This is a genomic window from Anaerostipes stercorihominis (genome assembly GCF_057535655.1).
In genome coordinates, this window is record NZ_BAAJCL010000010.1 from 33,320 (window position 1) to 46,298 (window position 12,979).

Sequence of the window (12,979 nt, forward strand, 5' to 3'; positions counted from 1 at the left end):
GTTCCGAACAAATTCTGATATTTTATCTATCTGCCTCGAAAACAGCTTGTCTTTTCATATTTTTTATCTAAGATTTTTCAAAAGTTTAAAGATCCCTGATTATTTTTTTTCCTGCATTGCTTTCTCAACCTTCTGAATAATTGCAGGCGCTTTTTTTACTGCATCACTAATTGCAATTCTTACTTTCGGAAGAGCTTCAAAACGTTCTTCGTTCTTAATCGGCATGTCCTTTGTAAGAATGACGCAGTCTGCATCTTTCACATCTTCTTCTGTAATTTCATTTTCAATTCCGATGGAACCTTGGGTTTCTACCTTACATTCAATTCCTTTGTCGTTGCATGCCTTGGTTAAAGCTTCTGCCGCCATATATGTATGTGCTACTCCGGAAGGACATGCTGTTACTGCTAAAAATTTCATTATTTTTTTCTCCTTTTCTTAACTTCCACATATTTTTCTGCTACAATAAAACCAGAGATTGTCGGGCTGTGCCCTTTTGTTATGAAATACATATGAAAATTCAAAACATTCTGTTGGTTACCAGCCTCACATATGACTGTTTCAAATTTTCATACACAGCTTGACAACTCTTAAAATTCGATCTCTAAATCAATCTCTTCATCTTCGCTATTATCATTCATTGTTTCTACAGCATCTCTTTTCAAAAGCATTACTAAAATTCCATGCACTGCTACCGCTGCCAAAATACTTAATAAATACGTAATTCCCGATGTTACCGGAAGTACAACAAGTCCTCCCCATCCTGCATTACAATAGGTTCCAAAAGCTCCCGCCAATGCTCCTCCGACAGCACATGCAATCATATTAATTGGAATCAAAATCGGGGAAGCTGTTGTATAAGAAATCGCGCCTTCTGTAATTCCGCAAATTCCCATTGCAATTGCACCAATTCCTGCATCTTTCTCTTCTTGAGTAAACTTTTTCTTTAAAAGAAAGGTTTCAATTCCCAACGCAATCGGAGGTACGCAAATTGCCAACGCAATCGGACCCATAAATCCACAGTTTTCACCTGCCAATACTGTTGTCCCTACAACCGCAACTCCTGTAGAATACGCTACCTTATTAATCGGTCCGCCTAAGTCTGAGCCAATCATAGCTCCGGTAATAGCTCCGACAATAATCGCACTTGCACCACTCATACTTGTCAGCCACTTTTCCAAAACCTTCAAAAGCCATGCACATGGGGAACCAACAACACAAATCGTTATTGTTCCTACAATCAGAGTTGTAAGAATCGGAATAATCATAATTGATTTTAATGACTGCATTGATTTTGGCAAAGGAATTCTTTTTAAATACTGCGCAATAATACCAGATAATAGACCAGCAATCACTCCTCCAATGAAACCTGATCCGACATTCACAGCCAGCTGTCCGCAAATCAAACCTGGTGCAATACCGGGACGATCTGCAATGCTCATTGCAATAAAGGCAGCCAAAACCGGAACCATCATTCCAAGTCCAACTCCACCAATTTGACTTAACACATCAATAAAAATATTACTTGCTTCAACAGCACCTGATGTTGTCACAGAATTCATAGAAAGCATTGTGGCAATTGCATATAAAATCCCTCCGGTTACTACGACCGGAATCATATAGGACACGCCATTCATCAAATGCTGTCTTGTTCCTTTCAAAATTGAAATCAATTCATTTTGTTTTTTCATAATGTATTCCTTTCTTTACTTAATATTTTCTCCTCTAAAACTCTCTTAACAACTCTACAATTTCTTGTTTGCTTTTCGCAGAGCTTAATTGTTCCCGAAAATCATCATAAACAAGACTGCGGAATAATTTTGCCAAAATTTCGAGATGTCGATCTCCCTGTCCCGGAGATGGAACAGCAATCTGAAATACCATCGTTACCATTTCCTCATCCCACTGCATTGGCTGTTTTAAACGCACAAACGCTAAAGACGGTTCCTTCACAGCTTCTGATTTTGCATGTGGAGTCGCTGTGGAAAATCCAATAGCTGTGGAAGACGACTGTTCCCTTTTCAGAACAGCTTCAATATATCCTCCTTTCTCTTCTAATCTTCCATCTTTCTCCATCTTCTGTGCAATAAATTCAATCACTTCTTCTTTGTCCTCCACTTCTACGTCAAAAAAGATCAGATTCTCATTTATTAATTCTCTTTCCATAGTCTTCCCTTTCTGTTATTATTTTTTATTGTTTTCTTCTGTTTGATTATATTTTATCTTTATTTTTATTATTCTTCAATAGGACATTTCTTCTGTTTTTGCAGTTTTAAAACTGCAAAATGTGTTTATACTATAATCTTTTTTCATTTTTGCAGTTAATCAACTGCATTTTATAAATGTATAAGAAAGAACTTTCTGATACACAAAAAGAGCCAGGAGCCCTCCCGGCTCTCTGACTTGTTTTTTAGAATACCATTTTTTCATTGCTGCGAGTAACTAACCATAAGTTCCTGAATTTCATTCTTTGTGGATGCTTTCCGAATCAATCTTGCAATTTCTTTTTGCATAGTTAGTTCATAAAATGCTGCAAAAAACGCTCTCGTAGACTCGATATCTTCAAAATTAAGCGCCAACAGGAAAATAACGTCTACCGCTCCCTCACCCCATTCCACTTTATCATCCGTCCTTATAAGAACAACCGCAGGACGATTTACAAATTTAGACATACCATGAGGAACTGCCATGCCGCCGCCTAATGCCGAGGCACTAATTTCCTCCCGCTGCATCACGCTTTCAAAAAATCCTTCTTTTACATATCCTTTTTTCAATAATAATTTGCAGACTTTTTTCAACAAAACCTCTTTTGTCATCACTTTATGTTCCAGCAAAATCAAATCTTCTTTTAATAATGTTTGAATCGTAACTTGTGAGGACGGCTTTAACTCTTTCTCCGAAATTTCATGACACACTTTTTTCAATCGGTAGACATCCTGCTCACTTACCAATAATGTTGTATATACTATATTGGGATGACGAATCTTCAATGATGGGATTGTGGAAATCACCAAATCATACTGTTTTTCTTCAATTCTTATGGCTGCATTGGAGGGAAGCACCGAGATAATATTAATTTCCGGTATTTTTGCCTCAATCTTCTGTGCAATAATTTGTGTAATTCCGATTCCCCCACTTCCAATAATTGCCGTGTTAATTTTTTTCTGATGCTGAATCAGAGAACCTCCAAACAGAATTGCCATATAAGAAATTTCATCTTCTGTCGGCAGTCCCTCCACCAAATCTTCATATTCCTTACTTGCAGTTAGGCATGCAGAAAAAATTGCAGGATACATTTTTTTTACTTCTTCCAAAAATGGGTTTTGAATCTCAAATCCATACTTTACTCTTACCAAAGAACTGTTCAAAAACAGTGCCAAACTTGTTTTTAACAGTGCATCTGCTCCGAAATCTAAACCTATAATTGCAGAAAGATAAGAAATGTATCGCTCCGTCACATCCTCAATACTGATCTCTTTTTCAATTAAAAACCTTTTATTTACAATTCTGCTGCTATTTTGAACTTCTCCACCCAAAATCAAAATATATAAATACAGACTTTCTCTAGGATCAATATTTAACTGAAATTTCCGGTTCAAAAGACTTGTGAGCCGGTCCGCATAATCCGCGCTCTCTTCCACCAGCGTTAGATGATTTATCATAGATTCTTCCAGCAAATGATTGCTTTTTAGCCGCTTGATCTGGCAGCTGGTGTACTCTATCATCATACAAAATGTACAATCATTAAACTGATATCCTATTTCCTTTTCTAATTGATGTACACAGTCAATCACACCATTTACAATGGTTTCCCTATACTGAGCAGCCATTCTGGAATATACATCCTTCTCAATCCTTAAATCCGGCACATCCTTCAACTGTCTGAATTGATTTTCTGGAACTTTTTGGTTCCTACATACCAGTACCCTTCGCTTCCAAAATTCACTTCCTCTGATTTCAATTCCTTTTCCAACGATTTGCCGAATTTCTAAATGATCTTTGCTGCATTGTTGATTGGCCTTTTTTATATCCATGCGGATCGTTGATCTTGATACAAAAAGCTCGTCTGCAAACAATGCCGCCGTATAGGGTTCTCCACTTTCAATCAGCGTCCGTACAATATAATTTATCCGGTTTTCCCGTCTTTCATAGGATACTTTCTCACAGGAAAATCGTTTCTTTAATTCCTCTGCTTTCAGTCCCATCTCCAGACAGATCCCTTTTCCTCGTTTGCGAATTAACGTATATTCATGTCTTTCACAATATTCCGAAATTTCATGCATATAATAATTCACACTTCGTTCTGAAATCTGCAGCATAGCCGCAATTTTTTTATAGGTCACAAAAGCGTCATCCTGATGTACCAGCACCCCCATAATATCCTCTGCATGTTTAGAAAGCATACGTCTCTTATTTCCTCCTAATCATCTGCCGGGAAAACAATCCCCATCTGTTTTCTTGCCTCATCCATCAGCTCTAATTCCCACAAAGAATACTGATTATGAATTTGAGCGCTCTCTTTTTCCCGAATCAAACGGATAAACTCTTCAATCTCATAGTACATATTATTTTCCTTTTTGGAAATCTTTATTTCTTCCCACTGTTTATTTCGATAACGAATCTTTATATTTTTTGTATCCGGAATTTCTTCGATAATCATTGATCCCTCTTCCCCTTGAATCTGGCTTGGAAGAATTGCATCCGTAATTTTTGAATATATTAATTCTGCCTGCATATCATCATATACAGCAAGAATCGTTCCGTTGGCTTCTGCTCCTGTCTCCAGCTTCATTCCTCTCGCAATGATTTCTCTCGGCATTCCAAACAATTTTACCAATGGATGCACACAGTAGACTCCTATATCCATCAGCGCCCCATTGGATAATTCCGGTCGAAAGGCATTTTCCACAATTCCTTTTTTGTAATTATCGTATCTTCTGGAATACTGACAGTATTGAAATGTTGCTCTTCGTATTTTCCCCAATTTCGGAAGATTTTTCTGAATTGCCGCAAATCCCGGATCAAAAACAGAGCGCATTGCCTCCAATAAAACGACTCCGTTCTTTTTCGCTGCCTTTAACATCCGCTCCAATTCCTTTTTATTGGAAGCAATTGTTTTTTCACACAGTACATGCTTTCCGGCTTCCAGCATCTGTATACTCTGTGTTCCATGACATGAATTAGGGCTTGCAACATAAACCGCATCGATATTTTCTGCCTGCGCCAATGCATCCAGAGAATCATAACAATCTTCAATTCCATATTTCGCTGCATATTCTTCCGCCCGCTTTCTTGTTCTTGAATACGCCGCCTGAACATGAAAATCCTCGCACTGTCTCCCGGCTTCTATAAAACTATCCGTAATAAAATTTGTTCCGATCACCGCAAAACGAACCATACATATACCCCCTTTCACCATTGCTTCACTTTATCTCTATTTTGTATCTTATAGGATCTTCTGATATCTGTCAATTTTGAAACATTTTTTCAAACTTTTTGTTTTTTAAATTGAACTTTTGTTTTTTATTGAACTTTTTTTGCCATTGTGCTACACTTGTTATTGAACTTTTTGCCCAAAATTGAACTTTCGTAATGGGAGGTATCGAATATGACTTCAAAAAATATTTTTGCAGAACGTCTGAAAACTGCAATGACACAAAAGAACATGAAACAGGTAGACCTCATCCGAATCGCAGAAGAACAGGATATAAAGCTGGGAAAAAGCCATGTCAGTCAGTATGTCAGCGGAAAAACGATCCCGCGGCCTGACATTCTTCATTTTCTTGCCCAAACGCTGGATGTCACAGAGGATTGGCTGTCCGGCAGTGGACCCGAAAACTCTTCTGTTCCATCTGACGACAAAGAAGCTTCCGAAAGTCTAAGAGCAGACAAAACCTCTGCACCGGTGCCGCGCCAATTTCAAAAATCATCCAAACTAAATCATGTATTATATGACGTTCGCGGTCCCGTGGTAGACGAGGCAAATCGAATGGAAGACGAAGGTATTCATGTATTGAAATTAAATATCGGAAATCCTGCTCCTTTTGGATTTCATACGCCCGATGAAGTCATCTACGATATCCGCCGTCAGGTCATTGACTGCCAAGGGTATTCTGCCGCACAGGGACTATTTTCTGCAAGAAAAGCAATTATGCAGTATGCTCAGCTAAAAAAAATCCCAAATGTCGCAATTCACGATATCTATACGGGAAACGGCGTCAGTGAATTGATTAATCTTTGTATGTCCGCACTTCTCAATGACGGAGACGAAATTTTAATCCCCTCTCCGGATTATCCGCTTTGGACAGCATGTGCCACTCTCGCCGGAGGGACCCCGGTCCACTATATTTGTGACGAGGAATCCGACTGGTATCCGGACCTTCAGGACATCCGAAAAAAAATCAACCACCGGACCAAAGCAATTGTTCTCATTAACCCCAATAATCCCACCGGCGCTCTATATCCAAAGGAAGTACTGGAAAAAATTGCAGAAATTGCCCGGGAGCATCAGCTGATTATTTTTTCCGATGAAATTTATGATCGGCTGGTTATGGATGAAGAGGAACATATTTCCATCGCCTCTCTTGCCCCGGATTTATTCTGCGTCACCTTCAGCGGTCTTTCAAAATCCCATATGATTGCAGGATTTAGAATCGGCTGGATGGTTTTAAGCGGCAACAAAGAGCTTGCCTCAGATTATATTGAAGGTATCAATATGCTTTCCAATATGAGGCTTTGTTCCAATGTTCCGGCTCAATCTGTCGTTCAAACCGCTCTTGGCGGTCATCAAAGCGTGAATGACTATATTATTCCCGGCGGTCGGATTTACGAACAGCGGGACTATATTTACAAAGCATTAACCGATATTCCGGGCATCAGCGCGGTAAAACCCAAAGCTGCCTTTTATATTTTTCCAAAACTGGATATCAAAAAATTCCATATACAAAATGACGAACAGTTTGCTCTTGATCTGCTTCGCGAGAAAAAAATTCTAATCATTCACGGCGGCGGATTCAATTGGCACAAACCCGATCATTTTCGCGTGGTTTACCTTCCCAGAATGGAAGTATTAAAACAAGCATCCGGAAAAATTGCCGACTTTTTAAGCAGCTATCGCCAATAACTTTATACCTTAATCGCACATAAATGAAAGGTCTGAATGATATGCTCACTTCTAATATAAAAAAAACACAGAAAATGGATATGCTTCACGGAAGTTTGCTGGATAAAATTTTATTATTTGCTCTGCCTTTGGCTGCCTGCAGTATCCTGCAGCAGCTTTTTAATTCTGTCGGCACTGCCGTCGTAGGACGATTTGCAAGCAGTGAAGCCTTGGCGGCAGTCGGCAGCAACGGATCTGTCATCAGTCTCATGGTCACTTTATTTTCGGGAATCTCACTGGGCTCCAATGTTGTAATTGCCAACTATATCGGTCAGGGCAACCACCGAAAAATCCCCATGGTTGTACATACCGCAATTTCTCTGGCACTGATCAGCGGCATACTTCTGCTCTTTCTGGGGCAATTTATTGCTCATCCCATTTTAAAACTTATGGGTGCCCCGGAAAACATTATGGAACTTGCCACATTGTATCTTAAAATTTATTTTTTAGGCATGCCCTTTTTTATGCTTTATGATTTTGGCGCCTCCATTCTCCGAAGTATTGGAGATACCAAACGTCCAATGTACGCTCTGATGGCGTCCGGTATCGTCAATGTAATTCTAAATTTTGTTTTGGTCGTTGGCTTCCATCTGGATGTTGCCGGTGCGGGAATCGCAGCAGTAGCGGCAAATGCTGTCAGCGCAGTCCTTGTTCTTTCTTTTTTGCTTCATGAGACAGAGCCGATCCGTTTCTCCCCGAAGCATCTGATCCTTCACAGGGCCTCTGTGATTCGTATTTTAAGAATCGGCGTTCCCGCCGGACTTCAGGGGATGGTATTTTCCCTTGCCAATGTCTGCATCCAGTCTTCCATCAATGGATTTGGCTCCGATGCGATTGCCGGTTCTGCTGCCGCACTCAATTATGAATATTTCAGCTATTTTCTAGTCAACGCTTTTGCACAAACCATTGTCACATTTACCGGGCAAAATTATGGCGCAAAACAGTTTGACCGATGCAAGAAGCTCTTCCGTCTCGGTATGCTCACCAGCATTTTATTCTGCGGCATTGTCAGCTTAACTTTTGTACTGTTCCGTCCGTTTTTTCTCGGTCTTTACAGCACAGATCCGGCGGTCCTTCACTATGCAAATTTAAGAATTATATTTGTGCTGACCTTTGAGTGCCTCACCAATTCCTATGAGATCAGCGGTGCAGCGCTTCGTGGCTTCGGACGTTCCATGACTCCTGCAGTACTGACTGTTTTCGGTTCCTGCGTCCTTCGCCTAATCTGGGTTTATACCGTCTGTGCCAGATTTCATGATTTTAAACTATTAATGATCATCTACCCGATTTCCTGGGTCATCACGGGAATTTTGGTTTTGTCTGCTTATTTCCGGACAAGAAAGAAACTGTTTGCAATCTGAACACGCACAAAAATCCCTCCTTGCCAAACTTTAATAAGGAGGGATTTTATGTACTTATTTTGATTTTTCATATTGACGCAGCTCTCGAAGAGCTTCCCCTGACATAGCATATAAAATAAAAATATTAAAAACGGTCATTAATCCGATCCCAACATCCCCCAAATCCCAGACGAACGTGTACGTCTGAATTCCGCCGATAAACAGCATGACCAGGGCTAAAATTTTATAAGCTGTCTGATATTTCCAATGATCCCCGAAAAGATACGCTACATTAGATCTGGCATAAAACAGAATACCGAGAAAAGTAGAGAAGCTAAACATCCAAAGGGTCACTGCAATAAAAATAACGCCAAATCTTCCTAAATGAAACTGCATTGCAGTTTGTAAAAGTTCCATTCCGCTTAATCCGGCAGTCAGATGCTGCGGAGCCAAAAGCATCAGCATTGCGGTACAGCTGCAGATTACAATAGTATCAATAAAAACTCCCAGCGCCTGCACCAATCCCATCTTTGCAGGATGTTCGGTGTCCGCTGCGGCTGCAGCACAAGGCGCAGAACCTGATCCCGCTTCATTTGAAAACAATCCTCTCTTTACACCGTTCATTAATACAGCTCCAAATCCTCCTGCAACCATCTGGCGAATTCCAAAGGCTTCCTGAAAAATTCTTGTAAATACTCCCGGAAGACTTGTAAGATTCGTTAAAATTACAAAAACAGTGATGCCAAAATAAATAACCGCCATAATCGGAACCATCAGATCCAGCACCTTTACTGTGGCATTTTTCCGAAGTACAATCACTGCAGCCAGACAGGTCAGTGCGATGGATGTATAAAGAGGCGGTACTGAAAATGCATTTTGAAAGGAAGATGCCACAGAGTTACTTACCACCTGACTGATTCCACACCAGCAGATCAAACCGGAAATCGCAAACAAAACTGCCAGCAGTACGTGCTTACGCTGCTTGCCCTGCCTTTTTTCTATAAAGTGATGAATATAGTATGCAGGTCCCCCTCGATAACCGCCGTAGAGCGGATCTTTTTCTTTGTGAAGCTGTGCCAATGTTGCCTCAATAAAGGCAGTAGAAGATCCCAGCAGTGCCATAATCCACATCCAAAAAACGGCTCCCGCACCTCCCGCAGAAATCGCTGCCACCACTCCTGTCAAATTTCCCATTCCGACCCTGGTCGCCGTAGAAACAATCAGAGTCTGAAATGATGATAAGCTGCTTTTTTCCCCTCGATTTTCCAGCAGAGCCCGGACCATATCAGGAAACAGACGTATCGGCAAAAATTTTGTCCGAATTGTAAAAAAGATCCCCGCAGGAACAAGGAGTAAAATAAGAAGAGAGATTCCCAGACTTCCCCCTCCGGGAAGCGGAATTAAAATCCAATCCCCCCACAAAAAATTATAAACGGTTTCAATGAGAGCAATCATTACAATCCTATCCTTTCAAAAAATTCAGGTATGCTCTCCACATACCTGTCTTGTCATATTTCTTTTTTCATTATATAATAAGTTCGATCATCTGTAAAATTAATAGTTTTGTTGTTTACCATTAATATTTTCGATGGAGGAATCCCAATGGACTTAAAAAATATTGAAAGCTTTATCTGTGTCGCCGAGATGAATAGTTTTACAAAAGCTGCAGACAAACTCGGATACTCTCAATCCACTATTTCCTTTCAGATAAAACAGCTGGAAAAGCAGCTGGACACTACGCTGTTTGAACGTGTGAATCATACAATCAAACTCACCAATCACGGACAGGAAATTTTATCACTTGCCCACCAGATCATGCAGCTCTCCTCCGCTATGGAGAAAGTTTCCGATATTTCCCGCCCTCTGTCAGGACATTTGCGGATTGCAATGGCAGAATCTCTCTGTCAGCATCTTTTTCGAGATAATTTTCAGGCATTTCACGAAAAATATCCCAATATCTCTCTAAAAGTTCTTACAACCAGTACGGAAGAAATGTTCCGTCTATTGAAACAAAATGAAGCTGATCTTGTTTATACTTTGGATAAACATATTTATCATCCCAATTATATGATTGCCTCCGAAAAAAAAGTCGGCATGCATTTCGTTGCGGCTTCCGATCATCCTCTCTGTCAAAAACCAGCCATTCCTCTCACAGAAATCATCGCACATCCAATGATTCTCACCGAAAAAGGAATGAGCTATCGCAAGCTTCTGGAAGAAGATCTTGCCAGCCGCTCCCTCGCTGTGGACCCTTATCTTGAAATCGGAGATCCTTCCCTCATCTGCCGGCTGATTTCACAAAATCTCGGATTATCCTTTCTTCCGGATTTTGTAACAGAGCATTTTGTACAAAACGGACTCCTTCGGCGATTGAATGTTCCGGGGTTTTCCATTGATATCTGGATTCAGCTTTTATATCACCGTGAAAAATGGTGCTCTCCCGAAATGAACTGTGTCATACAGTATCTCCAGCATTAATATTTTTGAAGGCATCTATGGAATCCTAATGATCAGCCAATGTGTAATCTTTATCCGTTAATGTAAAGTCAAGTCCCGGGCTTACAAAAACTCTTTTATTTTTATCCACAAAAATCGCTTTTGCATGATATTTTTTCAACAATTCCTGACTTTTTTCCACTCCCAGCGCGAAACAGGCCGTGGATAATCCATCACTGTCAATCCCGGAACTGCACACAATGGTACAGGATGTCAAATCCGTTTTCACCGAATATCCGGTTTTGGAATCTAAAATATGAAAATATCTTTTTCCGGTTTCGGAATCTGTAAAATATTTTTCATAGTCTCCCGATGTTGAAATACTGGTATCCCCCTCTACCTTTAACCCTCCGAGAATTTCTCCATCCTTTCCAGAAGGATTTTGAATTCCCACAGTCCATTCGCTGCCATCCGGCTTTTCTCCGTAGACATAGATACTGCCGCCCAGAGCAATGGTCGCTCCCGTAATTTTATCATTTTGTTTTAACAGTTTTTTTCCTTCATCTATTCCGATCCCTTTTCCATATGCGCCCAGATCAAACTGTGTATTTGCATTTCGGGCTGAGATCTTCCCATTTTTCTTTATCGTAATATGAGATCCATTTTCAGCCAGACCATCCATCGCCTTTTCAATGTCTGACGCTTCCGGTACTTGCGGATGATCTGATTTTAAATTCTCTGATTCAAAATTCCAAAGGGTTGTGAGAGAACCAATCGAAGGATCTACCGTATTTCTCCCATCGGCATAGGAATCCCTGCTGATTTTTAATGCCCGGGAAAGCCATCCTCTAAGCGGTTGGGCAATCTCTGCCTTTCCATTTTGTCGTTTCATCTGCCGGTTTAGCCTGGCCAGTGCAGAATCCTCCACTCTCCACGAAAGCTGTTCCTTTTCCAGCTGCTTCATCTTTTCTACAATTTTTTGTTCCGCTGTTTCTAAGTTTGTGTCAGTTCCGTATAATGTAATATTGGTGACTGTTCCCATTGCAAAATCTGTGTGATGATAAGATGTTGCCTCTTGTTTTTTCTCACATCCAGCGAAAAGAAAAACCATCAGCATCATCCACAATCCCACTTGTATTCTTTTTCTCATGACTTCCCCCATCTTTTAATTTGCAAACAACTGTTTCGGTATCTTCTTTAAAAGAACTGCACTTAAAACTCCAACAAACACTCCTGCAATGGTGCCGGTTATCAAAAGCACCGGCGCATAATAATAGATTCTGACATTTTCCATCAACAACACCGCAACGCTCAGCTGTCCGATATTATGAGCCACCCCTCCTCCGACACTAATTCCAATTTCAGAAAATCCTTTGACTTGCTTTAAGATTCCCATCACAGCCAGACTCAAAATTCCTCCTGCAAGACTGTATACAATTGTCATTGGATTTCCAAATAAAAAGCCTGCCAAAACAATCCGAATCACCGAAATGCCCAAAGCTCTTCTCCATGTCGTAAAAAACAATAAAATAATAATTACTCCATTGGCAAGCCCTATCTTTACTCCTGGTATTCCCACTGAAATCGGAAGCAGAACTTCCATGTAGGACACCACCAAAGATACTGCCAGAAATAATCCATCTGCAGCTAACCTTTTTGTATTCATTCCCATCTCCTATTTTGTGATTCCGTCCAATTCCTGCTCTTTCGTATCCGACTGAATTTCAATGACAACTTTATGCGGCAAACACACGATGGTTTCTCCGACCTTTGTAATTGCCTTATGCTTCTTACAAATCTGATCGGGGCAGTCCGCCTCTTTCATCCGCACACTGCGATCCTTGATTTCTAAGACATTCTTCCCATCCTCCACCGGAATTTCATACACCTGATCGTTTGAAAGCCGACTTTCACAGACCTGCTTTCCGTCTACAGTGACAACGACACGACTCCCGTCTCGCTGCGTCCACCGAAGAATTTCAAATCCTCCAATCGCTGCAAGTAAAATCACCACAATTAAAATTATATCTTTCTTTTTCATCAT

Annotated in this window: 12 protein-coding genes; 3 read left to right on the top strand and 9 right to left on the bottom strand. The window is 40.5% G+C overall.

The genetic code is table 11. The annotated features are described in order from the left end of the window. Positions 1-99: 99 nt before the first annotated feature. From AC27EF_RS09775 to AC27EF_RS09795, 5 genes are all read right to left on the bottom strand, one after another. Complete coding sequence (locus AC27EF_RS09775) at positions 100-417, bottom strand: PTS fructose-like transporter subunit IIB (protein WP_487110566.1); 318 nt, start codon at positions 415-417, stop codon at positions 100-102. Between the two features lie 170 nt (positions 418-587). Next, a complete protein-coding gene (locus tag AC27EF_RS09780; protein WP_487110567.1) occupies positions 588-1,688 on the bottom strand; it encodes a PTS fructose transporter subunit IIC in 1,101 nt (366 codons plus the stop codon). 34 nt (positions 1,689-1,722) lie between these two features. Continuing rightward, positions 1,723-2,163: a PTS sugar transporter subunit IIA gene (locus AC27EF_RS09785; RefSeq protein WP_487110568.1), complete on the bottom strand. Its 441-nt coding sequence runs from the start codon at positions 2,161-2,163 to the stop codon at positions 1,723-1,725. A 260-nt stretch (positions 2,164-2,423) separates the two neighbouring features. Continuing rightward, positions 2,424-4,400 (bottom strand): BglG family transcription antiterminator, encoded by a 1,977-nt coding sequence (locus tag AC27EF_RS09790; RefSeq protein WP_487110569.1) that lies wholly within the window; start codon positions 4,398-4,400, stop codon positions 2,424-2,426. A 17-nt stretch (positions 4,401-4,417) separates the two neighbouring features. After that, a complete protein-coding gene (locus AC27EF_RS09795; protein ID WP_487110570.1) occupies positions 4,418-5,395 on the bottom strand; it encodes a Gfo/Idh/MocA family protein in 978 nt (325 codons plus the stop codon). A gap of 210 nt (positions 5,396-5,605) precedes the next feature. On the opposite strand from AC27EF_RS09795, the gene AC27EF_RS09800 reads away from it, so the two are divergent. Together AC27EF_RS09800 and AC27EF_RS09805 are read left to right on the top strand one after the other, a co-directional pair. Further along, on the top strand, positions 5,606-7,120 hold the full coding sequence (locus AC27EF_RS09800) for an aminotransferase class I/II-fold pyridoxal phosphate-dependent enzyme (RefSeq protein ID WP_487110571.1): 1,515 nt from the start codon (positions 5,606-5,608) through the stop codon (positions 7,118-7,120). An 80-nt stretch (positions 7,121-7,200) separates the two neighbouring features. Continuing rightward, complete coding sequence (locus AC27EF_RS09805) at positions 7,201-8,520, top strand: MATE family efflux transporter (RefSeq protein ID WP_487110572.1); 1,320 nt, start codon at positions 7,201-7,203, stop codon at positions 8,518-8,520. A 54-nt stretch (positions 8,521-8,574) separates the two neighbouring features. Here the strand turns inward: AC27EF_RS09805 and AC27EF_RS09810 are convergent, their stop codons facing one another. Further along, a complete protein-coding gene (locus AC27EF_RS09810; protein ID WP_487110573.1) occupies positions 8,575-9,954 on the bottom strand; it encodes an alanine/glycine:cation symporter family protein in 1,380 nt (459 codons plus the stop codon). Positions 9,955-10,101: 147 nt separating this feature from the next. On the opposite strand from AC27EF_RS09810, the gene AC27EF_RS09815 reads away from it, so the two are divergent. Then, the gene (locus AC27EF_RS09815) at positions 10,102-10,977 is read left to right on the top strand and encodes a LysR family transcriptional regulator (RefSeq protein ID WP_487110574.1); all 876 of its coding nucleotides are present in this window, start codon (positions 10,102-10,104) and stop codon (positions 10,975-10,977) included. Positions 10,978-11,002: 25 nt separating this feature from the next. On the opposite strand, the gene AC27EF_RS09820 is transcribed toward AC27EF_RS09815, so the two are convergent. Genes AC27EF_RS09820 through AC27EF_RS09830 form a run of 3 tightly spaced genes read right to left on the bottom strand, consistent with a single transcriptional unit; the run spans position 11,003 to position 12,979 of the window. Further along, on the bottom strand, positions 11,003-12,085 hold the full coding sequence (locus AC27EF_RS09820; RefSeq protein WP_487110575.1) for an FAD:protein FMN transferase: 1,083 nt from the start codon (positions 12,083-12,085) through the stop codon (positions 11,003-11,005). Positions 12,086-12,100: 15 nt separating this feature from the next. Continuing rightward, the gene (locus AC27EF_RS09825) at positions 12,101-12,601 is read right to left on the bottom strand and encodes a Gx transporter family protein (RefSeq protein ID WP_487110576.1); all 501 of its coding nucleotides are present in this window, start codon (positions 12,599-12,601) and stop codon (positions 12,101-12,103) included. Positions 12,602-12,610: 9 nt separating this feature from the next. Beyond that, positions 12,611-12,979: a NusG domain II-containing protein gene (locus AC27EF_RS09830; protein ID WP_487110577.1), complete on the bottom strand. Its 369-nt coding sequence runs from the start codon at positions 12,977-12,979 to the stop codon at positions 12,611-12,613.

Coding starts and splice junctions, on each gene's coding strand:
- AC27EF_RS09805 (WP_487110572.1), top strand. CDS start 7,201: ATGCTTCACGGAAGTTTGCTGGATAAAATTTTATTATTTGCTCTGCCT.
- AC27EF_RS09790 (WP_487110569.1), bottom strand. CDS start 4,400: ATGCTTTCTAAACATGCAGAGGATATTATGGGGGTGCTGGTACATCAG.
- AC27EF_RS09810 (WP_487110573.1), bottom strand. CDS start 9,954: ATGATTGCTCTCATTGAAACCGTTTATAATTTTTTGTGGGGGGATTGG.
- AC27EF_RS09775 (WP_487110566.1), bottom strand. CDS start 417: ATGAAATTTTTAGCAGTAACAGCATGTCCTTCCGGAGTAGCACATACA.
- AC27EF_RS09780 (WP_487110567.1), bottom strand. CDS start 1,688: ATGAAAAAACAAAATGAATTGATTTCAATTTTGAAAGGAACAAGACAG.
- AC27EF_RS09795 (WP_487110570.1), bottom strand. CDS start 5,395: ATGGTTCGTTTTGCGGTGATCGGAACAAATTTTATTACGGATAGTTTT.
- AC27EF_RS09825 (WP_487110576.1), bottom strand. CDS start 12,601: ATGAATACAAAAAGGTTAGCTGCAGATGGATTATTTCTGGCAGTATCT.
- AC27EF_RS09815 (WP_487110574.1), top strand. CDS start 10,102: ATGGACTTAAAAAATATTGAAAGCTTTATCTGTGTCGCCGAGATGAAT.
- AC27EF_RS09820 (WP_487110575.1), bottom strand. CDS start 12,085: ATGAGAAAAAGAATACAAGTGGGATTGTGGATGATGCTGATGGTTTTT.
- AC27EF_RS09785 (WP_487110568.1), bottom strand. CDS start 2,163: ATGGAAAGAGAATTAATAAATGAGAATCTGATCTTTTTTGACGTAGAA.
- AC27EF_RS09830 (WP_487110577.1), bottom strand. CDS start 12,979: ATGATGAAAAAGAAAGATATAATTTTAATTGTGGTGATTTTACTTGCA.
- AC27EF_RS09800 (WP_487110571.1), top strand. CDS start 5,606: ATGACTTCAAAAAATATTTTTGCAGAACGTCTGAAAACTGCAATGACA.